General features: G+C 68.8%; 27 protein-coding genes. 4 read left to right on the top strand and 23 right to left on the bottom strand.

The window, feature by feature from the left end; genetic code table 11:
• The first annotated feature begins 418 nt into the window (after positions 1–418).
• Positions 419–1,702 carry a M12 family metallo-peptidase gene (locus VF632_RS12975; RefSeq protein ID WP_331023325.1) on the top strand — a complete coding sequence of 428 codons (1,284 nt, stop codon included), beginning with the start codon at positions 419–421 and terminating at the stop codon, positions 1,700–1,702.
• A 55-nt stretch (positions 1,703–1,757) separates the two neighbouring features.
• Here VF632_RS12975 and VF632_RS12970 read toward each other — a convergent pair whose 3' ends face one another.
• From VF632_RS12970 to VF632_RS12890, 17 genes are all read right to left on the bottom strand, one after another.
• Positions 1,758–2,201, bottom strand: coding sequence for a GNAT family N-acetyltransferase (locus tag VF632_RS12970; RefSeq protein ID WP_331023324.1), 444 nt, complete (start codon positions 2,199–2,201; stop codon positions 1,758–1,760).
• On the bottom strand, positions 2,198–2,473 hold the full coding sequence (locus VF632_RS12965; protein ID WP_331023323.1) for a VF530 family protein: 276 nt from the start codon (positions 2,471–2,473) through the stop codon (positions 2,198–2,200). The genes VF632_RS12970 and VF632_RS12965 overlap by 4 nt, the downstream gene beginning before the upstream one ends.
• 122 nt (positions 2,474–2,595) lie before the next feature.
• Complete coding sequence (locus VF632_RS12960) at positions 2,596–3,336, bottom strand: hypothetical protein (RefSeq protein WP_331023322.1); 741 nt, start codon at positions 3,334–3,336, stop codon at positions 2,596–2,598.
• Positions 3,337–3,381: 45 nt separating this feature from the next.
• Positions 3,382–4,629, bottom strand: coding sequence for a vanadium-dependent haloperoxidase (locus tag VF632_RS12955; RefSeq protein ID WP_331023321.1), 1,248 nt, complete (start codon positions 4,627–4,629; stop codon positions 3,382–3,384).
• 465 nt (positions 4,630–5,094) lie between these two features.
• Positions 5,095–6,015 (bottom strand): hypothetical protein, encoded by a 921-nt coding sequence (locus VF632_RS12950; protein ID WP_331023320.1) that lies wholly within the window; start codon positions 6,013–6,015, stop codon positions 5,095–5,097.
• Entirely contained in the window at positions 6,012–6,887 is an 876-nt protein-coding gene (locus tag VF632_RS12945) for an ABC transporter ATP-binding protein (RefSeq protein WP_331023319.1), read from the bottom strand. The genes VF632_RS12950 and VF632_RS12945 overlap by 4 nt, the downstream gene beginning before the upstream one ends.
• A gap of 4 nt (positions 6,888–6,891) precedes the next feature.
• On the bottom strand, positions 6,892–7,281 hold the full coding sequence (locus tag VF632_RS12940; RefSeq protein ID WP_349263998.1) for a GntR family transcriptional regulator: 390 nt from the start codon (positions 7,279–7,281) through the stop codon (positions 6,892–6,894).
• 345 nt (positions 7,282–7,626) lie between these two features.
• A complete protein-coding gene (locus VF632_RS12935; RefSeq protein WP_331023317.1) occupies positions 7,627–8,130 on the bottom strand; it encodes a VOC family protein in 504 nt (167 codons plus the stop codon).
• Positions 8,131–8,180: 50 nt separating this feature from the next.
• Complete coding sequence (locus tag VF632_RS12930) at positions 8,181–8,549, bottom strand: YciI family protein (RefSeq protein WP_331023316.1); 369 nt, start codon at positions 8,547–8,549, stop codon at positions 8,181–8,183.
• Positions 8,550–8,671: 122 nt separating this feature from the next.
• Entirely contained in the window at positions 8,672–9,166 is a 495-nt protein-coding gene (locus VF632_RS12925; protein WP_331023315.1) for a DUF6886 family protein, read from the bottom strand.
• Between the two features lie 51 nt (positions 9,167–9,217).
• Positions 9,218–9,688 carry a heme-binding protein gene (locus VF632_RS12920; protein WP_331023314.1) on the bottom strand — a complete coding sequence of 157 codons (471 nt, stop codon included), beginning with the start codon at positions 9,686–9,688 and terminating at the stop codon, positions 9,218–9,220.
• A gap of 70 nt (positions 9,689–9,758) precedes the next feature.
• On the bottom strand, positions 9,759–10,463 hold the full coding sequence (locus VF632_RS12915; RefSeq protein ID WP_331023313.1) for a hypothetical protein: 705 nt from the start codon (positions 10,461–10,463) through the stop codon (positions 9,759–9,761).
• A 114-nt stretch (positions 10,464–10,577) separates the two neighbouring features.
• A complete protein-coding gene (locus VF632_RS12910; protein WP_331023312.1) occupies positions 10,578–11,690 on the bottom strand; it encodes a serine hydrolase domain-containing protein in 1,113 nt (370 codons plus the stop codon).
• Between the two features lie 343 nt (positions 11,691–12,033).
• A complete protein-coding gene (locus tag VF632_RS12905) occupies positions 12,034–12,900 on the bottom strand; it encodes a hypothetical protein (RefSeq protein WP_331023311.1) in 867 nt (288 codons plus the stop codon).
• A 51-nt stretch (positions 12,901–12,951) separates the two neighbouring features.
• A complete protein-coding gene (locus VF632_RS12900; protein WP_331023310.1) occupies positions 12,952–13,332 on the bottom strand; it encodes a VOC family protein in 381 nt (126 codons plus the stop codon).
• Positions 13,329–13,799, bottom strand: coding sequence for a hypothetical protein (locus tag VF632_RS12895; RefSeq protein WP_331023309.1), 471 nt, complete (start codon positions 13,797–13,799; stop codon positions 13,329–13,331). The genes VF632_RS12900 and VF632_RS12895 overlap by 4 nt, the downstream gene beginning before the upstream one ends.
• A 13-nt stretch (positions 13,800–13,812) precedes the next feature.
• On the bottom strand, positions 13,813–14,373 hold the full coding sequence (locus VF632_RS12890; protein WP_331023308.1) for an alpha-ketoglutarate-dependent dioxygenase AlkB: 561 nt from the start codon (positions 14,371–14,373) through the stop codon (positions 13,813–13,815).
• 295 nt (positions 14,374–14,668) lie between these two features.
• Between VF632_RS12890 and VF632_RS12885 the strand changes: the two genes are divergently transcribed.
• From VF632_RS12885 to VF632_RS12875, 3 genes are all read left to right on the top strand, one after another.
• Entirely contained in the window at positions 14,669–15,661 is a 993-nt protein-coding gene (locus VF632_RS12885) for a hypothetical protein (protein WP_331023307.1), read from the top strand.
• A gap of 154 nt (positions 15,662–15,815) precedes the next feature.
• Positions 15,816–16,106, top strand: a complete 291-nt coding sequence (locus VF632_RS12880) for a hypothetical protein (RefSeq protein WP_331023306.1) — start codon at positions 15,816–15,818, stop codon at positions 16,104–16,106.
• A gap of 3 nt (positions 16,107–16,109) precedes the next feature.
• Positions 16,110–16,943 (top strand): hypothetical protein, encoded by an 834-nt coding sequence (locus tag VF632_RS12875; protein WP_331023305.1) that lies wholly within the window; start codon positions 16,110–16,112, stop codon positions 16,941–16,943.
• Between the two features lie 80 nt (positions 16,944–17,023).
• Here VF632_RS12875 and VF632_RS12870 read toward each other — a convergent pair whose 3' ends face one another.
• From VF632_RS12870 to VF632_RS12845, 6 genes are all read right to left on the bottom strand, one after another.
• Positions 17,024–17,476: a DUF1569 domain-containing protein gene (locus VF632_RS12870; RefSeq protein WP_331023304.1), complete on the bottom strand. Its 453-nt coding sequence runs from the start codon at positions 17,474–17,476 to the stop codon at positions 17,024–17,026.
• 66 nt (positions 17,477–17,542) lie between these two features.
• A complete protein-coding gene (locus tag VF632_RS12865; protein ID WP_331023303.1) occupies positions 17,543–18,145 on the bottom strand; it encodes a YdcF family protein in 603 nt (200 codons plus the stop codon).
• Positions 18,146–18,154: 9 nt separating this feature from the next.
• Positions 18,155–18,628: an SAM-dependent methyltransferase gene (locus VF632_RS12860; protein WP_331023302.1), complete on the bottom strand. Its 474-nt coding sequence runs from the start codon at positions 18,626–18,628 to the stop codon at positions 18,155–18,157.
• A 60-nt stretch (positions 18,629–18,688) separates the two neighbouring features.
• On the bottom strand, positions 18,689–19,177 hold the full coding sequence (locus VF632_RS12855; protein WP_331023301.1) for a cupin domain-containing protein: 489 nt from the start codon (positions 19,175–19,177) through the stop codon (positions 18,689–18,691).
• A 23-nt stretch (positions 19,178–19,200) separates the two neighbouring features.
• A complete protein-coding gene (locus VF632_RS12850; protein WP_331023300.1) occupies positions 19,201–19,905 on the bottom strand; it encodes a hypothetical protein in 705 nt (234 codons plus the stop codon).
• Positions 19,906–20,130: 225 nt separating this feature from the next.
• On the bottom strand, positions 20,131–20,670 hold the full coding sequence (locus VF632_RS12845; protein WP_331023299.1) for a DUF6155 family protein: 540 nt from the start codon (positions 20,668–20,670) through the stop codon (positions 20,131–20,133).
• Positions 20,671–20,708: the final 38 nt, after the last annotated feature.

The raw sequence follows: 20,708 nt of genomic DNA, 5'->3' as shown, positions 1-20,708 counted from the left end.
AAGCGTGCTCACAGCGAGGGTGCGCGGGACGTCGGAAAGGGCGCGGGAGATCTCAGTAGCATCGAAGGGATGGATCGACGAAAGCGCCCCTTTCGTGATCTTGCGCAATCCACCCCGAACCGGAACTCAGCAGCGAAACGGGTGGAGAGAAGATGCTTGACTTCCGGCATCCCGCCCACAATCTTGTCGCATTCCATCAGTAACCCCGCTGATGCTCGTCCCGGCTTCCGCCCACGGAAGCACGGACGGCGCTGTGCAGAGCGCCATCCATGCTCCCGCCCCGGGCGCATCCCGCGACACACTTCCCGCAATCAAAAAGAGGCTGCCCCGCGCGGCCTCAGGAGCATGACCACCTGCACGCCCCCTGTCGGGAAACACTCACGCACCAATCCAAACCTGCCCCACCGGAGAACGCACGATGAAAGCAGCACGCCTCGCGCTGGTCCTTGCCGCATCCGCCGGCCTCGCCGCCTGCCAGGGCGACGAAATCAACCCCTCGGCCACCTCGTCCATGAGCGCCGCAGAGGCCCAGGAGAACCTCCTTACGCTGGCCCCCGGGGCCGCCCTCAGCGCCTCGCAGCAGAGCCAGCTGGCCAGCATCCGCGGCCGCGCCAGCACCGCCGAGGTGCACCTGGCCCGCATTGCCGCGGCGCCGGGACGCATGCTCGGGAAGGGCGCCGCGGTTCGTCTGGCGGTGGCGCCGGGGCTGAACGTGGTCGCCGTGGGCGAGCGCGTGCAGCAGCGCGCGGCCGAGGACATCTCGTGGGCCGGCCCCGTGCGCGGCGAGCACGGCTGGGTGCAGATGGTGTTCATGGACGGGGGCGTGGCCGCCACCGTCACCGTGGGCCGCACGCAGTACAGCATCGAGTCGCTGGGCGACGGGCTGCACGCCGTTTCGCGCATCGACCAGAGCGGCTTTCCCTCGGAGCACACCCCCGACGTTCCCAGCGGCGCGCTGAACAGCTCGCTCGACGCCGCCATCAGCGGAATTCGTGAGGCGCGCAGCTCCGGCGGCGACGTGGGCATCGCGGCGCTCACGCAGATCAACGTGCTGGTGGCGTACACCGCCTCGGCCGCCACGGCCGCCGGCAATATCGGCAGCAAGATCCAGCTGGCCGTCGACGAGACCAACCAGTCGTACGTGAACAGCGGCATCAACATCAACATGGTGCGCGTGCACAGCGTGCAGGTGACGTACAACGAGGCCAACCGCAGCTTCTCGCAGCACGTCACCGCGCTGCGGAGCAGCACCGACGGCCTGATGGACAACGTGCACACGCTGCGGAACACCTACGCCGCCGACGTGGTTGCGCTGGTGGTGAACGACAGTGAAGCGTGCGGGCAGGCCGCGGCCATCAAGGCCACCGCCACCACGGCGTTCATGGCCGCCCACTACACCTGCATCACCGGCTACTACTCGTTCGGCCACGAGATCGGCCACCTGCAGGGCGCCCGGCACGATCGCTTCGTGGACGGCAGCACCAGCCCCTACGCCTACGGCCACGGCTACATCCCGCCGTCCAAGAGCTGGCGCACGATCATGGCCTATGGCAACAACTGCAGCAACTGCACGCGCATCCAGTGGTGGTCCAACCCGTCCAAGACCTACCCGGGCACCGGTGAGGTGATGGGCACCACCAGCTACGAGAACAACTCGCGGGTGCTGAACGAAACCGCGGCCACGGTGGCGGCCTTCCGCTAGCCGTATCCGCACCAGGAAAAAGCGCCCCGCATCCGATCGGATGCGGGGCGCTCCGTCATTCTCCCTTGGGGGTGTCCGGCTCCTGCAGCGGAAATGCGTAGAGGATGAACGGCTCCGGCCGCGACCCCGCGCTCTCGTACAGCCCGCGCGCCGCCACGTTGGTCTCTTCCGTCCCGAGCCACGCATCCGTGCAGCCGATCGCGCGGCCGTGCTGCAGCATTGCGTCCATCAGGCGCCGGGCGATGCCGCGCCGCTGGTGCGAGGGAGCGACGCCCACCTCGTTGATCCAGAGCTGGGGCGCCTTGTCGGGGTGCACGTAGTCCACCGCCGAGATCATCCCCACCACCACCCCCTCGTCCAGCGCCACGATCATGTGGTGCCGCCGGTCGGCGAGGAACTCCGCGGTCCAGCGCGGATCCACCGCGTCGTCGAACACGTCGTCGGCCACGCGCGCGAGCACGCCGGCGTCGCCGGGGCCCAGGAGGCGAAGCTCGATCATCGTTCTCCAGATGCGGTAGGAGGGGAGCCCCGCCGCGCCTGCCGGGCCTTTTCGCGGAGCATGTACAGGTACATCCCCTCCACTTTCTCGCGCGCCCACGGCGTCTTGCGCAGGAACTTGAGGCTGGAGCCGATGCTGGGATCGGCGGTGAAGCAGCGGATGGCGATGCGCTGCCCCATCGCCTCCCACCCGAAGTGGTCCACCAGCTCGGTCAGCACCCGCTCGAGCGTTACGCCGTGCAGCGGGTTGTGGGGCTGTTCTCGTTCCGTCATCGCCAGGTCGTCGCGTGCCAGATCATCGGTCGGCGCACTATAACGCCCCGATGCGATCGGACGAAAGCGCCCGCATCCGACGTGGATGCGGGCGCTTCCATTCGCGTCGAGACCCGCAGGCGCTACACGAGCGCCTCCGCCGCGCGCGCCGTGTCGGCCTGTGCGGTTCCGGCGCCCGCGGGTGGCCGGGCGAAAACGCGCCCGCCGACGGGCGGCCTGGAGCGGACACGCCACAGCCAGTACGCCATCGACACCACCGGCGCCAGCACGGGAATGGCCAGCAGGAGGGGGATGCGTAGCGGTTCCGGGAACTCGTCTGCCTGGCCGATGAAGAACGACATCGCGGCGATGAACAGCGCAAAGCACATCCGCCACAGGTGCCGCGCGATGCGCGCCGATCCCCGCGGCGGAACCCCCGACCGGATCATCCGCAGGTCGCCCGCCCACCCCAGCAGCGCGACGATGCCGAACATGAAGAACGGAAACGCGGGCATGCCGTTCCTCATGCCGCCGCTGGCGACGGCCTGGAACCCGAACGTGAGGCTGCTCAGGCTCACGCCCATGGCCACCAGCAGGGCGCCGGCGTTCAGCCAGCGGGTGGCCGCGTCCACGGAGCGGAACGTGGTCAGCCCGGTAACGACCAGGTACGAGCACAGCAGCCCCGCGGGGATGTTGATGGCCGGCGCCACCCCTCGCCCGGCCGCGATCGCCATCCCGAAGACTGACATCGCCAGCATCGCGTAGACGAACACCGTTCCGCTCCCCCGGTGGACCCGGGCCCCCTTGGCCGCGTAGAGCGCAATGTAGCCGGAGATCAGCGCCAGGCTTCCGGCGGTGATGTGGAGGATCAACGTCATTCGCATCGGTCCATCCCAGGCGAAAGTGTGAACGTCTCCGGGCTGATCGGCTCAGCGGCCCCGGCCCCGGCCCCGCGCGGGAAGCGGCTTCATCACCTTGTCCAGCACCATGCGGGCGGCGCGGCTGCCGGCCCACTCTCCCGCTTCGTTGCTGAAGCGGTAGTGCACGCCGCCGTAGATGCGCGAGTCAGACACCTGCTGCACCCACTCGTCCCACGTGGGCAGCACCTGGACGACGGCGTTCGGAAGGGACTGCGAGCTGACGCGCACGCCCATCACCGGCCGCGGCCCCACCTCGGCCTTCATCACCTCGGCAACGGCCGCGGCGTAGGTGCAGTGGCCGCACGGATACTCGGCAAAGTTGGGCGTCACCAGCAGCGGCACCCAGCCGGCGTCCGGCGCCGTAGCGTCGTTGCCGTCATCCGCGCCGTTGCGGATGGCGGTGATGGGGCGCCAGAAGTTGTAGTGCATCTTGGCCACGGCCATGCCCTGCGTGGCATCGTCGGTCGCCATCTGCAGCAGCGCGAACATGCGCGCGTTCTGCACCGGCGTGCGCCCGGGCGCGTCGGCGATCATCCGCAGCGATGGCGTCAGGTCCGGCATCTCGCGGTAGCGCGCGATCAGCGTCTGCAGCGGCGTGCGCTCCGTGCTCGTGCGCCCGCCCAGGCGCCGCACCTCTTCGTAGTCGCGCGCCCACCGCTCGCTGTTCAGCGCGGGCGGCGGCGGCGGGCGCAGCCCCTCCGCGCTCGGCGCCGCCCACGGGCGAAAGGCCGCCCAGTACGGCTGCAGTACGGGGAGCGCCGCCCCGATCCACTCGCCCGGCGTGGTGCGCGGGCGGTAGGGCACCTGGGCGATCGTGGAATCGATTCCCCCCGCCGCCTGCGCCGCCGCGGCCGCCTGTTCGCCGATCAGCCGCCCCGCCTCTCGCGCACGCTCGTCGGGAATGGAGGCCATCGTCAGCGCATAGGTGTCGTCCAGCGTCGTCTTCTGCGCGGGCAGCTGAAAGAGCAGCACGCGATACGCGGCCGTGGCCGCCGCGGCGTCCTGCGAGGCGGACGGGTCGCCCAGCGGAAAACCCAGGTAGCTCTCGTAGCGCCGGTCGATGGCGTTCAGCGCCTCGAACATGGCGAGCGACACGCGCGACATCGTCCGCTCCGTCTCGGGCGTTCGCCCGGCGGCGGACTGCGCATTGGTGATGCGGGTGGCGAACTCCCACCAGTCGCAGACGGTGTCTGCCGCCGCAGGCTGCGCGAACACCAGCGCCGCCGCGGCGGCCATCCCCAGAGTTGCTATACGCATGATGTCTTCTCCCGTGTGTGCCTGGTCGGGTGAAACGGTCCGCCCCGTTCGGCTGGAGCGGACTTGAATGCGCCGGTGAAGGATCGACCTGCGCTATGGTGATATACTCTAGTATAACACCATAAATCGCGCAAGCCTTTCGTCGCGCATCCGGATTTTTTCATGGGAGGGTTGGACGGACGGGTGGTGCGGCGCTACGGGAGAGTGACGGTAGGGAGCGGGTGAACCCGCCGCTCGGAAAGCGGAAAGCCCCGGCCCGGGCCGCTGGCGCGTCCCGTCCGCGGCTTCACCTGCACGCGCGGGCGCAACCGGGCTTGCACCGCAGCATGGGCGCGCACGACCGCCCGAGCCACACGAAAGCATGCAGTCCGCGCAGGCGGACATCGTGTGTTCGTTGCAGCGAATTTATTCGCCCGTGCAGGGTCGCGGCCTCGGCTCCGCCTGGCCCGGGAGGGTGGATCGGGATCAGATCGGCTCGCGGTGCCGGCGCATGCGGACCGCCGCAGCGATGAACACTGCCGCGAGCACCAGCCCGATCCAAAGGTCCGGCGTGCCCAGGATACGGCCCGGCGTGAGCGGGGTCGACGGGTGGAACGGAATGGTGATGGCGGGCCCCCGCGGGTCGAACGCGTGGAGGTGCCAGCCCAGCAGCCGGTACTGGACGAACGCGGTGACGTTCATGCTGTCGAACGTCAGCTTCTCCAGCACGCCAAAAGCGAGCAGAGGCAGCACCGCCCACAGGACGGCCGTGCGCCGGGCCCAGCCGGACACCAGCAGCAGAAATCCGTAGATGGGCGCGTGCCACAGCACCATGCACACGACCGAGTACAGCAGCGCCATCCACATGGTGAACAGCCGCAGCTCGCCCCAGAGCACGCCCATACCGTGGCCGTTGATCGCCAGGGCGATGGCGCTCAGCAGCAGCATCACCACGTGCATGGCGACGATGGACGCAAAGGCCAGCAGCGGCAGGATTACCAGCGGAACGCCGGCCTTGGCGAGCACCGTCGTGAGGTCCGAGACGGGGAGCGACTTCCAGAAGAGGATGGCCCGGTCCCGGCGCTCGCCGGCCAGCGCCTCCAGGCAGTAGAACGCCGCGATGACGAACGTGGTCGCCAGCATCAGCAGCGCGGCGACGCGGTAGGTGACGGAGGCCGATCCCGTGCCCGCGTCGTCCACGGCCAGCATGCCGGGCATGTGGCTGGGCATGGTGACGGCGTGAATCACCAGCCCGGCGACGGCGAACGCGGCGACGCCCAGCGGAGCCAGGTAGATGGAGCGGTTCTCCCACAGCTCCCGCCGCACCGACCAGTAGAACGGCCGCGTGCGGGCCGGGGCTGGGGCGTCGGCCGTGGCGTCCACGGCGCCGTGCGGTGCGGCGTTCATCGGCCGGCTCCGCGTTCCTGGCCCGGCCGGCTGCCCATTACGGCGACGAACACGTCCGCGATGCTGGGCGTCCGCAGCTCACCGAGCGCCGCCACCTGGTCGCGGTCCGCGTTGTCGAACAGCAGGATGCTGCGGCCGAACAGGTGGCGCTCGTGGATGGGGCCCAGCGCGCGAGCCCCGTCCAGCTGCCCGGGGCGAACCATCACCTCCACGTAGCGCTGCTCGAACTCTTCCATACTGCACTCCAGGACGAGGCGCCCGCGGTCGATGAATACCAGGTCCGTCAGCACGTCCTGGATCTCTTCCACCTGGTGCGTGGTCACCACGATGGTGCGCGTTCGGTCGAAGAAATCGTTCAGCAGCGAGTCGTAGAACTGCTTGCGATAAAGGATGTCCAGCCCCAGCGTCGGCTCGTCGAGCACCAGCAGCTTCGCGTCGATGGCCATCACCAGCGCCAGGTGCAGTTGCGCCACCATTCCCTTGGACAGCTCGCCCACTTTGCTCGTGCGCCTGATCTCCGTGTTCGCCAGGAATCCCTCTGCCTTGGCGCGGTCGAACCGCGGATGCACGCCGGCGACGTAGTCCAGCGCCTGCGAAACCCGCAGCCAGCGCGGCAGCACTGCAATGTCGGCGATGAACGAGACGTCGCGCGCCAGCCGGTCGCGCTCGCTCCACGGGTCGTGGCCCAGCACGTTCAGCTCGCCCTCGTACCGCGTGAGGCCCAGGATGGCGTTGAGCGCCGTGGTCTTCCCCGCCCCGTTGGGACCGATCAGCCCCACGATGCGGCCTTCCTCCACCGTCAGGTCCAAACCATCGAGCGCCACCGTGCTGCCGAACGACTTGCGCAGGCCGCGGGCTTGGATGCATGCCATGGCTTCAGCGCTCTTTCGGGGGATTGGACGCGGATGCCCCGGCAGCGGCGGCGGCCAGCAGGTCCTCGGGCGTAAGGCCCAGCCGCTGGATGGTTTCCTGGATCCGGGGCCACTGCTCCGTCAGGAACTTCTCGCGCTCCCCCTGCAGCAGCAGGTTGCGCGCGCCGGGATTGATGAACATGCCGCGGCCGCGCTTCGTCTCCACGAGCCGCTCATCCACCAGCTGCTGGTAGCCCTTGAGCACCGTCAGGTGGTTGACGCGGTACTCGGCCGCCACCTGCCGAACGGAAGGCAGCGGATCACCCTCGTTCAGCACGCCGTCCAGGATCATCGCGGCCACCATGTCGCGAAGCTGTCGGTAGATGGGCTGGCTGTCGTTCCACTCGCGATCCACCATGGTTTCCCGATGACCCCTGCGATCAGGCGGGGCGGGCGCATTGCCGCCGCGACTTTCCCCGCGCCGCATCGACACGCTTGCGGGCGACCTGCACAGCTATGGTGATATGCATAACCATACCACCACGGGCGCGCAAGAACGCGGGCAGGGCGCGGTGCCCTGCCCGGGATCGCGGCTGCCTCGCTAACACCGTTTCACGCAGAGGCCGCGGAGGGAACGGAGAGGACGCAGAGAAAGACGAAGCCTTTTCTCTGCGTCCTCTCTCCCATCCTCTGCGTCCTCTGCGTGAAATGCGGTTCTGTCGTGGAGGTACGGTCGAGTGACAGGCAGACGCGCTGGCGCTCAGGTGATGCCGGCGTGCGCGCGCTTGAGTTCGCCCAGGTCCAGCTTCTTCATCCCCAGCATGGCGGTCATTGCGCGCTCCGCGGGGGCCGACTCGGGGTCGGCCAGCATCTCCTCCATTCCCGCTGGCACGATCTGCCACGAGAGGCCGTAGCGGTCCTTGAGCCAGCCGCACTGCTGCGCCGCGGGATCGCCGCCCTCCCCGAGCCGCTCCCAGTAGTGGTCCACCTCTTCCTGCGTGCCGCAGTGCACCTCCAGCGACACGGCTTCGTTGAACGTGAACACGGGGCCGCCGTTCAGCGCGGTGAACTGATGGCCGTCCAGCTCGAACACCACCGTCATCACGGAGCCCGCGGGGCGCCCGTGGATCTCCACGCCCGCGGCGGGAAAGCGGGTGATGGTGACGATGCGCGAGTTGGGGAAGATGCGCGTGTAGAACTCGGCGGCCTGCTCCGCCTGGTCGGAGAACCAGAGGCACGGGCGGATGCGTGAGGCGATGGACATGGCGTTCCTCTCGATGACGTCGATGGGTTTATGCAGCGCGGTCGCCGGGCCTACTGGGCGAAATCTTCTGGCCCCATGATCTGGCGGACTTCCACCTCGCCCTCCCACCCCGGCCAGTGTTCGCGGTGCATGTTCATCAGCCAGACGGCGCCTTCCACGGCCTCTTCCCTGGACGCCGCCTCCACGATGCCGTAGCCGCCCACCACTTCCTTGCCCTCGGCAAAGGGGCCGTCCAGCACGCTGAGCTCTCCGCCCGAGACGCGCACCCGCGTGCTCCGCGCGGTCGAGGCCAGGCCGCCGGTGTCGAGCAGCTTGCCGGCCTGGCGGGACTGTTCGCTCGCCGCGGCCATGGCGTCCATGAACGACTGGGGCATGGGGCCGGCGTTCTCGGCGCTCTTTACGAGGTTCATGAATCGCATCGGTGTCTCCATCGGTGTCGGGTGGAGAGCGGGGGTGGCCTGCCCGGCCGCGCGTGGAATCTCCGCTCCAACTGTACGTCGAACGAGCCGACGCGAAATCGACACGATCCGGTTGAGTGACTTCAGCGCGGCGCGGCGTTTCGCATCCGGATCATGGAGAACCGCAGGCTGGATGCGGCGACGGAATCGTGCAGGTGCCAGAGGCTGGGCAGAAAGCGCAACTCCACGCCGCGGGCCAGCAGCTCCGCGATAATGTCCGTAATCACCTCCACCTGCTCGGGCACCACGGCGTCGCGGCTGACGAAGTAGCCGGCACCGTCATCCAGGCACTCGAAGGTCCGGGACGGCAGGTGATGGCAGTACAGCACGCACGCGCGGATGCGCTCCAGCCAGGCGCTCTCGACCGCGACGACGGCCGGGCTCGTTCCCAGGAAGCGTTCGGCGTCGTCTGCGGTCGTCCCCGGGCCGGCGTAGAAGGTCACGCGCGGACAGTCGCGCGGCAGCAGGTAATTGTGCAGCCGGCGGCCGTCGATCGCCCACACCACCGGCTCGTCCGTGAACGCCGTGGGCCGCGGGTCGAACCGGCCGATCTCCGCCTCGCTTACGTGAAACAGCATGCCATCGGCGGCGTGACTTGGCTCGGTCGCCACTCCTCAGCGCTGCGGCACCTACCGCACCAGGGCGTCGATGGCCGCCTGCGCCACCTGCGCATCCTGCTGCGAGGTGACGCCGCTGACGCCCACCGCGCCGATCACGCGGCCGTCCACGATGATCGGCAGGCCGCCTTCCAGCGGCACGCCGTCCAGCGCCAACAGCACCGTGCGTCCGCCGGCAACCGCGTCTTCCAGCACCTTGGTGGGGCGCCGGAACCGCGCCGCGGTGCGCGCCTTTCCGATGGCGATGTCCAGGCTGGCGGGCTGCGTCTGGTCCAGCCGGTGAAAGAGGATGAGCTCTCCCGCGGCGTCGACGATGGCGATCGCCACGTTCCAGTTGTTCTCGCGCGCCTCCGCCTCGGCCGCCGCCGCCATGGTCCGGGCGGCCTGCAGGCTGAGGGTCTGCGTCTGGAGCAGCTGCGCACGCGCGGGCGAGGAGACGAACAGCGCGAGCAGGACGAGGGATGCGACCGTGGTCTTGATCATGGCACCGGAGCGGGGAGTCGTTGGATGACGAGGGAAGCCGAGCATGCGCCGTTCACCCGGGGCGCGTCCATCATGGCTGGGCCGGAGCCGGGGCCGCGGGGGCGGGAGTGCGCTTGCGATGGAAGACGACGGCGACGGAGGCCGTGGCGAACGCGGTGGTGAACGGACCGCCTGCCTGTGCGTAGCTGGAGCGCTCTCCACCCATCAGCACGACCGAGGCGGCGGGGATGAACGACACGTGATCTCCCTCCAGCTCCATGCCCACGCCCTGCACGAGCGCCAGGAAGTACGCGGGGTTCTCGCCGTTCGGAGATTTGCCCCACTGCAGCACGACGGCGGGGTTCAGCAGCAGGCGCTGCCCCGGGCGGAGAATGCGGTCGTACCGGCCGTAGACCTGCGACGAGCTCCACGAAATGAGCGGAAGCCCCAGCCGCCCGCCGACGCCGTACGCCGACCGCTCGCTCTTTCCCAACTGCCTGTACGCGCCCACGAACGGCGAGAACCCGTCGAGCCCGGCGCTGAACTCGTGGCCGCGCCCACCGTCGGCGCTCACGTTGCCGAGCGTCAGCTCCGCGTACAATCCAGGGACCGGCTCGTTGCAGCCGTTGCACTCCGCGCCCCAGAACCAGGACGCATCATCGCCCGGAGGTGACATGGCCGAAACCTGGACGTTCGCCGAGAGGCCGGGATACACCTCCGCGGAGCGAACCGTGGAAAGCGTGCACCCGGAAAGCAGGGCGAGCGCGGCGAGCAGGGCGGGGATGCGCAGGTGCATCGGTAAAACCGGGTGCGGCAGGTGGGCGCGCTTGAGCTGCGTGGCGGGCGGAATCAAGCTCAGCCCCCGAGGGTGGCGGGCGCAAGTGCTTCGCGCCCGCCGCGTGCACCGCCGTTAGTAATAGCTGCGGACCTCTTCCGCCAGCCGGGTGTCGGGGAACAGCAGGTTCACGGCGCGCAGCATCACCATCATCCCCGCCGCGCCGTTGGTGAGCATCACGGCGCCCTCGCGTCGCTCCGCGATGTAGAACGCCAGGGTGCTCTCTCCCCAGTCGCCGCCGGTGTGAAGCCGCACGGTTTCGCCCGGATACTCCAGGATCTCCCATCCCAGCCCCATGCCCACGCGAGCACAGTGCGTAACGCGGGTGCGGTCGCAGCGCGCCGCGGCGGCCTCGTTCGCCACGTGGGCCGAGTCGCGCTGGGCGGCGAACGCGGCCGGAAGCCCGTCGCGGTTCATCACGCCCACCACGAACGCCGCGTAATCGCCCACGGTCGTGTACAGGTCGTCGGAAGCCAGTGCGGAATCCTGGATGGTAGGCTCGCCGTAGCGCCCCTCGCGCCCGTACGGCCGGGCGACGCGACCCGCGAACCAGTCGCGCCGCGAGTTCGACGTGCTCGCCATCCCGAACGGCTGGAACACGTACCGGCTGGCCAGCGCCTCCCAGGGCGTCCCCAGCTTGTTCTGGGCGAAGCGCCTGGTGTACTCGAATCCCTCGCCGGAATAGCCGAACGCGGTGCCCGGCTCGCCCCCGAACACCAGCTTTCCGCCCGTCTGGTAGCGCCAGTTGGTAAACCCGGTACGGTGGCTGAGCGCAATGCGCGGCGTCAGCTTCTGGTGGCGCGGGTCGGCCGCGACGTCCGGGTCTACCCAGTGGCCGGCGAGCGGCTCGTCCAGCGACAGGCGTCCCTCCGCCGCCAGCCGCAGCATCGTCTCGGCGAAGATGGGCTTGGCGAGCGACGCCACGTTGTACAGCGTCTGCGGGGTGGCGGGCACCCCCTCGGACTGCTCGCCATACACCTTCGTCCACTGCACGCGACCGTCGCGGATGTACGCGACGGCGATGCTGGGCACGTGGTGCTCGGCCAGCCAGAGCGGCGCCTTCTCGTCCAGCGCGGCGATCTGCGCGGCGGACGGATCGCGCGAGGGAGCGACGGCGGACGGGCGATGCGGGGCACAGGCCCCGAGGGTGAACGCCAGGACGAGAAGCGTGCGGCGATATGCGATCATGGGGGAGCCCCGGACGGATGTGAAAGCGGGGCCGTCGACGCCCCACCGATGCGCATTCGACGGGCGCGGGAGGCGATTGGTTTCAGCGCGGGCCCGTCCGCGGCGCGGCTGCGGCACGGATGCGTCGGCCTCGGCCTTGTCGCGGCTGGCGAATGAAGGGGCGTTTCGATTGACGCCGGCGCATTCCCTGGCTGCCCTCTCCCCCCGGCCCCCTCTCCCGCAAGCGGGAGAGGGGGAGAATTCGTGTGCGCTTCGGCAGGCGTGGAGGGCGTGCAGGTGAACGCCCCGAGCGGGACGCGACAGCGGCGGCGAGGCCGGGCTTTCCGCTCTTTAAGCTGCGGGTTCACCCCCTCTTGGGAGACCCGGCGTGGAGGAAGAGGCCGAGGCCCGCCAGGTATCCGATGATGGGCGACATGCCGTACCCCATCACCGGAACGGGAAAGCTGCCGAAGAACGGAGCGGCGGCGGTGATCGCCACGTAGGCACCGAGCGCAATGCCTGCATGTCGCACAGCGCCCCGTCCGGCGATGAGGAACGGCGCAGGCAGCAGGAGCAGCGAGGCCACCGCCGCCACTGCCCAGACGGTGCCGAGGCTCGCGGCCAATCCCACGATCTCCTCCACGTACGGCACCGGCGCCAGCGGGTCGCGCCGCGTCCAGGTGAGGGCGGCGAGCGCGGCGACGATGCCGAGGCAGGCGAGCCGCGCCGCGCGTATTTCCGTCTTCACCGACAGCAGGAGCACCGCCGCTACGCCGAACGCCGTGGCCTGCGCGGCATCCGGCTGAAGGAACAGCGCCAGCATTGCGGCGACCGCGACGAGGGCGGACGTCCACCATCCCCTCGCCCGCGAAAGCCTGTCCAGGGCGACGATCAGCACGGGGAGGAGTACCGCGGCGGCGTGAAGTCGCACCGGGCCCAGCGGCAGCCACCGGTGCACCCCATCCACCCCCGGCGCGAGCAGGGTCGCGGCCAATGCAGCCAGCGTGAGCACCGCCACCCCGTCCACCCACCTCGGCCGCGCGGTCGACGTACGGGGCCGCGCCAGGGTTACGCACAGCACCGTGCCGACCGCCCACGCGGCGACGTTCTGCGCCCACAGGCTCGGCGGCACGTCCGACATGCGCATGGTGAGCACGCCGACGCCGAGTGCCGGGACGGGCGCGGCGAGGTACACCGGGGACAGCGGGCGCGGCTGCGTCTCGTGGGTCATCGGGATGGATGGGCGTGGAACAGATTCGGGAGATGCTGGCGACGACGGACGCTACGGGTTCGCGACTCTCCACGGCGGGTTGCGGCGGTTCTCCCCCGCCCAGTACAGGCACAGCGCGTTGCCAGCGGGATCCCGAAGCCGCGCCTCCCGCCACAGCCAGCGCTGGTCCGCCGGCTCGTGCGTGAATACCACGCCCTTATCCTTGAGGTCTGCGACGAGCTCGTCCAGCGCCTCGTGCTCGAAGTACACGAGAATGCCCGAATCCGCCGGCATGGCATCCACCACGTGCAGCGAGAACGTGGCGCCGCCGTCCGGGCACTCGAAGCGGGCGTAGTGCGGCGTGTCGACGATCAGCCGAAAGCCGAGCGTGCGATAGAACGCGACGGACGCCGCGAGGTCCACCGCCGGGAGCGTCACCTGGTTGAGGTTCATGGGCCGTACACTCGCGTTCCATGGGTCCACACGAACACCGTCTCCGAGCCGTTGTCGAACGCCACGACGGTCGTGTAGGGCACAGGCGCCCGGGCGCCGCGAAACAGGCGCGCATTCAAGGCGTTGTCGTTCGAAGGCGCCTGCTGGATCAACGCCTCGAACCACCAGCCGCCCCCTCTCCAAGGGCGCTGCACGCGAACGGAACCGGCGTCCACCGGCGTGAGCAGGGCACGGAGGGAATCCGCGCTCGCCGGAGACAGCTCCGCACGCAGCCACCACTCGTTCGAATCGAGGTCGCCCTGCAGGTGCACGTTCCAGGCGGATGCCGACATCCACGCCGGCCACCATCCGCGCTGCAACTCGCCTGCGGCGATTGCCTCGGCGCCGCTCGCGGACTCGCGATACGGCTGCTCGAAGCACCCGGCGAGGAGGACGACGAGGAGAGGGAGCAATCGGCGGCACATCATTCGTCCGTGACGGTCAGCGGTTCGCCAGCAGCGTTCGGAAGGTGACGGAGTAGCGGAGAGCATCCACGGCGGGAATGCTTTGCTCCCACTCCGTCCGCGAAGGGCCGCGCAGCAGGTACGCGGACCGGGGCTCTGCCGTCAGCGAATATCGCTCCCACTTCGGCCCCGCCTTCCGCCGGAGTCGGAATGCGCACGAGGAAAGCAGCGAAACGCCGATCACGTCTCCGAAGACGCCCTTGTCGCGGTGCCAGCCGATCGCGGCGCCTGCGCCATACTCGGTGACGAGCGCGTGAGAGAGCTCCTCCGGCGCCACGTCCGCGAACGCGGCGGCGCGGTCGCGCAGCGGAAGGAGGAAGTCGGGAATCTCGTCGACCTTGTGCAGCCTGCGCTCGCCGAAGTCGTAGTGCCAGCCGTACGAGACCACCCGGCGCTTGCCCACGTAGCCGTGGAACTCGAACTCCTTCAGCGGCAGCTCGCGGATGTGCACGACGAGACCCTGCTCCGCGTCGGGCGGCAGGACATCCGCCTGGTAGCGGAATCCTTCGGGTGGCGCCGGTTGACTGGTGTTCTTCATCGTGCCTCGGAGTGGGTGCCCACAAACCGTGCGGGCCGTTTCCGTCCCTTCACCAGAATTGTGCAAGCGCGCAACCCGCGCTCCGGCTATCCACCTGAGCGGGGCTCACTCGCGGCACCACGCGTCCGGCTTGCAAATGCTTGCAGGAGGGCAGTTTCGACATTGCCGCCGCTCTCCACACATATCATTCCGAACGGCGGCGGGAAAGGAGGCATGCCCGATGCCCTGTGTCGGGGCGGGCGCGGCAGGTCCGCGCAGCAGTGTCTGCCCAATCCTGAGCCACCTGGAGGACCCCATGCGTTTGCTGTCCACCCTCGCCGCCCTTGGCCTCGCCGCCACCCTCGCCGCCTGCGTCGACACGTCGCCGGAGATCATGGCGCCGGACGCGGGCCCGAGCAACCTCATCTCCCTGACGGACACCGACGGCGACATCGAGCTCAAGAAGCCCAAGATCGACGTCACCAAGTGGGTGAACAAGACCATCCGCAAGTCGCCCAACCTGCTGATCCCCGCCGGCCCGGTGGGCATCGGGCCCGGCTCGCCGATCCTGGTGACCATTCCCAACGACGGCACGTACGGCTGCACGGCCAACTTCATCTGGCGCGACGGCAACAGGCTGTTCCTGGGCGCCGCGGGCCACTGCTTCGTCTCGGCCGCCAATAAGGCCACGCATGGCCCGGGCGCGGACTTCGACGCGACGGGCGTGTCGGTTGACGTATGCGTGCAGAACTGCGAGGGCAACTTCGACGCGATGACGCTCGTGGGCACCGTGGTAACGCTGGGGCGCGTTGCCTACGCCCGCCAGACCGACCCCACTGGCACTGCGGACGTGGGCAACGACTTCGGCGTGGTGGAGATTCCGGCCTCGGCGCACCACCTGATCCGCCCCTCCATGCCCATCTGGGGTAACTTCCGCGGCGTGGAGGCGATGGCCTTCGGCGAGCCCGCCTGTCACTACGGCAACGGCACCGTCACGGGTGAAACGTTCGTCACCAAGGCCCGCGTGGGTGTGGGCGGTGGATCGGACGGCGCCTCGTGGTACGGCGACTTCGTGGCGGCCCCGGGCGACTCCGGCTCCGGCATCATCGGCTGCGAGATCGACGGCCTCAGCTTCTCCGGCACCCGCGCCATCGGCGTGCTCACGCACCTGGGCGTCGGCACGGGCGAGGTGGAGTTCAACGGCATCAAGACCAAGGTGGAGCACGGGTTCGTGCTGGGCAACACCGTCGCGCGGTCCATCGAAATGGCGCGCGAGGCCGGGCTGAACCTGTCCATCGTCGAGCCGTAAAGGCCGGACGAGGGCCAGAGATCGATCGAAGGGCCGGGGCGGCGACGCCCCGGCCTTTTTGCGTTGCCTGCCGTCACCTGCATCACAGGCTTGTGGAACCTGCAAGCGGACAATAATGTATGAGCTTGCTACCATTACATGTCCGCTTGGCGGGATGCCGATGGGAGAGGTCGACGCGTTCAAGATCGACGGCCTGAAGTGCTATTTCCCGTCGAACGACCACTATCCCCAGCACTTCGAGGTGCTGAGGCGGGGCGGCTACGTCGTGAGAATTTTCTTCCTGCGGACGAACAAGAAGCGTGGACTGAACTGGGAATACAAGCTGCGACTGGGTGGTGAATTGTCTCCTGTCGATGAAGAAGTGCTCTTTCAGATGGTGATGCGGCACAAGCGCCGCTTGCTGCGCGAGTGGAATCAGAAAGTATCTCCCGAGCGGAGGCCCTAGATCATGGCAGAAACTCAGGACAGCCTGGCAGTTCTGATCAATGAAAGCGCCGTTGCGGACATGCACCGGATCGTGGCATCCAGCGATCGCCTTTTCGCGATGCCGGACGAGAACACGGCGCAATCCTGGACCGGCTCCTACAAGCTTGCCGTGCTGGTCCGCGCGACGCACCTCAGCGAAGTTGCGACCGTCGTCTCCGTGGCCAACCGGGCAAATCGGCTGCGTGCGCTCCTGATCGAGTCAGACGTGGATACCGACTGGCTCCTGTACATGTTCGATCGCGCAAAGCTTCGGGTCATGAGAAACGTCCTGGTTCATCACGGGCCCGAGATTCCCATGCGGTTCCTCTCCGCCTGGGCGCGTGGAATCGAGGATCACGTCGTTGCGATGGCGACCGCATTCGAGGATCGCCTGGCCGTGCGCAATTGCGCGATGAAATCGTTCGAGATCGGATTCGACGCCTATCCCGCACTGGCCCGAATCCCGTTGTCGCAACGATCCATGTTCACGCTGGACCCAGACGGGTTGTTTCTGCACTGGCCAGGGGCGGACGTCCACTTGACGATGGACGATGTGCTGCTTGCGTCGAATCCCAGGCTCCGAGAGCAGGCCGTTACCCGGCGGCTCGCGAGTGATCGTGCGTTCGGTGCTGCCGTCAGGACACTTCGCCAGAAACATCTCCTCAAGCAGACGGACATCCCGGGGCTGACTGCCCGGCATGTCCGCCGGGTTGAACATGGCTCGGTGCCCGGAGAAGGTGCGCTCCTCCGCCTGGCCGCCGCGCACGGCCTGGATCCCGACGCGTATCTGGAAGCAGTGACCGAGCTGATGGAGTAGCGCAGTTCGCATCGCCGATCATCCGGAACATCTCGTCCTCCGAGACGTTCAGTGTTCGTAGTACAAGGCTCTCCCCACGGCTACGCCCCGAACTGCCGCAGGTGGTGGTCCAGGTGCTTGTACGACAGCACCGCCCACTCCTGCGGTGTCATCCGCCCGAAGAAGGCGTGCGGGTACGTGGTGCAGCCCGCCGGGCCCGCGGCCACGAACCGGTCGATCAACCGCGACAGGCGCTCGCGTTCGCGCTCCAGTTCCCGCTCGTCAGCGATCACCAGGTCCGGCGCGGTCGGCGAGTTGCGGCGGATCGGCTCGTCGTTGCGGATCGCCAGCCGCTTGATGAGCGGGCCGATGATCCGCCCGATGAACATCCGCTTGGGTCGGCTGTCCCCCACCGCTCCCTCCATGGCGTTGGCGCAGTGTGCGACCGCCTGCGCCACCTTCATCGTGCCCCACTGACGCTGGCTGTCGGGCCGCAGGGTCTGCAGCCGCGCCTTGATTTCGGCTGCGGCGGCCGGTTCGTAGAGATTCTTCATGGGAATGCCGTCGTTCGTGGTGAGATGCGTCGGGATGGGCAGGACACGGCGGTCACGCGGCTGAGGTCAACCGATCGTGCCGGGCAGGCGCTGGACGAGGTAGAGGGAATAGTAGACGACCTCGCGCGCCAGGAAACCCGCCTTTGTGCGCCACGAGCGGTACCGGCTCGTCGGCGTGGGGGCGGGATGCGCATCCAGGCCCAGGTCGCGGGCCATGGTGATGGAGCGGCGCATGTGCAGCGGATCGCTCACGATGAGCACGCGGACGGCGGCCCCGGGCGTCAGGAGCACCTTTGCCTGGACGAGGTTCTCGTACGTGATCGTGGATCTTGTTTCCACGGCGATCGCGGCAGCCGGAACGCCGGCCGCGATGGCCCGGCGCCGCGCGACCTCCGCCTCCGCGTGGCGGCTGCCGCTGCCCACTCCGCCCGTGAACACGATGCGCGTCACCCGGCCGCGGCGGTACAGCGCGATCGCGTGATCGATCCGCGCCGCGAACACGGGCGAGGGCGCCGTGTCCCGCACGGCGGCCCCCAGGACGATCGCCACGTCGGCGGCGCCGGGGTCGTGGCGCTGGCCGTAGTCCGCGATCCGCCACGCCAGGCACACGCTCCACAGGATCACGACGCACGCGGCACCCCACACGATGCGCCTGGCCCTCTTCGTCACCACGATGGGCTACGTCGGCCGGGGCACCGCATCTTCAGCCGCGGCGGGGGCGAGGGGGATCTCACGGAGCGGGTCTCCCCGGTCGACGAACAGGCGTCCACCGGGAACGAGCGCCGCCGCGATCCGCCGCAGGGCTTGCTGCTCCGTCTCGGGGTGGCGCCCGTCCAGCGCGCCGACGCGGATGGCGAACGCAATGTCATAAGGTGCTTCGCCAGCCTGCAGCTGGAACTCCTCCACGGCCGCCCGGCGCACGCTCAGCCGTCCGGCCGCGATCTCATCGCCCGATCCCGCCCTCGCCTGCTCTACCGCTTTCTGGGAGCGATCGATGGCGAGCACGTGCCCATCGCCAATCCGGCGCGCGACCGCCCGGGCCGCCGCACCTGGCCCACATCCGATCTCGAGCACGCGCATTCCCGGGCGCAGCGGCAGGGCGTCTACGATCGCCGCGAGACGCGGTGACAGGCCAGCGGATCGGAACGGCATTGCGGCTACCGCCGCGCCGGCGCGGCAGACCGCAGGACCGCCTGGACGTGCTGTTGCATCTCAGACGTACGGACGCAAGCCAGGATGCCGCGCACACAGATCTTCGGCGAGTTCCGGATGGTCGCCGAGCATCTGGAAGTCGGCAAAGTCGAAGCCCGGCCCCACGCTGCACCCCACCAGCGTGTACACGCCACTCGAGCGCGCCGCCTGCCAGGCACCGGCGGGCACCACGGCGACGGGGGCCATGCAGGCCGCGACCGGCCCGAGGCGCGCCTGGTACAGCCCCGCGGGCCCGGCACCCGTCCAGAGCAGGTCCAGGGGATCACCTTCGTAAAAGTGCCACGCCTCGTCCGAGGTGACGCGGTGAAGCCGGCTCTGCTCGCCCGCGCTCAACAGGAAGTAGATCGTCGTCAGCCCGCACCGCTCGCCCCGCCCGTCGCCCGGCTGGACGGATGCTGACGAGCGGAACACCTCGCGGTAGTGCCCGCCTTCGGGGTGCGGCTTCAGCCCGAGCGTCGCGATCAGCTGCGCGGCGCGATCGTGCGACATGGCGTCGTGGTCAGGTGACGGGTTCACGAGAGATCGCCCCGGGCGAAAAACAGCCAGTCCGTGGTTTCCTCGTCGATGAGCTCGTTGAAGAAGGTCACGGGCTCGATGCGTACCTCCTGAAACACCGCGCGGAGCGCGTCGGCGAACGGCGAGCTCTCGGCGTACGACCAGACGCCCAGGATGCCGCCGGGCGCCAGGTGCCGGTTCGCCCGTTCCAGCCCCTCCGCGCGATAGAACACGTCGTTCGTCCGGCTGAGCTGGTCGTCCGGGGCGTGATCGACGTCGATCAGGATGAGGTCCCAGCGCTCGCTCGGCTCGGCGGCCAGCCGGGCGTAGACGTCGCCGGCGGCCGTGGAGAATCGCGGGTCCGCCTGGAGCGCGGCGGCCAGCGGAAACAGGCCCTGCTCCATCCAGTCGATCACCTGGGGAAGGAACTCCACCACCTCCACCCGGGCCACGCGCGGGGAGGCGAGGGCCGCATGCGCCGTGTACCCCAGCCCCAGCCCGCCCACGAGCACCCGCAGATCGGTCCCCGGGTGCATCTGCAGGGCGACCGAGGCGAGTGCCCGCTCGGACGCCGTGTTGTAGCTGCTCATCAGGAACGCGTGGTTCAGCGTCACTTCGGTGACCACCGTTCCGGGGCGCGACAGCAGCTCCCGCCGCCGCAGGCAGAGCGGACCCAGCGGGCTGTCCTCGTACGCCAGTATCTCGAGATTGGATGGGCTCATCACGACCGCCTCACCACTCGGGCCGGCCGAGCAGGGTGCGGATGCCGTGGATGTGGGTGGAGGTCATGAGCCTGGAAATCCCGAAGACGGGAATCTGCCGTGGCGAACGCCTGGCCGGATGAAAGGGCTCGTGTCATCCCCGAAATCTACGGATGAACACGAACGGGCGCCACGAACATGCACGCCTCGTTCACATGGCTTGCACTCCGCTGGTACGATGTCATCCTACGCATCCTCAGGATCATCGTACAGGTATTCCATGTAGATCTCGTCGAGGCTGTCCCCCAGGTACCAGCCTAGCGGGGCGCCTTTGGCTCGCAACGCATCGCACCGGGCGCCGTACTCCGCCTGCAGATCGTGCTGGACGACGCGATGAACGGCGTTGCGATACATGCTGACCATGCTGTTCGCGAAGCTCGCATCCAGCCCGCCGACATAGAGGACCGCGTCGATGCCTTCCTCGACGTACGTGAGCATTACGTCCACAGGCGTTCCGGCGGAGCCCGCGATCTTGTCGAAGTCGGTCACCAGTTTGCGCGCACTGCTCAACCTGAATCCGCCCGTGGACCAGCGGGCGAACTCGCGGCGGATCTTCTCCTTGTATTCCTGGGCGACCGCAGCGTCGTCCCCGGCCCGAAGCTTGGTCCGGTAGAAGTCCGCCGCCTGCGGAACGGCCTCGCAGAGTGCGGCGATCTGCTCGATGAGCTGTTCCTTGGAGAGCCCGTTCAGAAACGCCTTCAGTTCGCGGCGCTTGACCGATGACATGGACAGAGCAGGAAAGGGTTGGTGCTGGGCAGTGGATG

Origin of the sequence: Longimicrobium sp., assembly GCF_036388275.1 — a bacterium.
Lineage (GTDB): Bacteria > Gemmatimonadota > Gemmatimonadetes > Longimicrobiales > Longimicrobiaceae > Longimicrobium.
The sequence above is the reverse complement of the archived record's forward strand: the minus strand, read 5'-3'. Positions and strand labels throughout refer to the sequence as shown.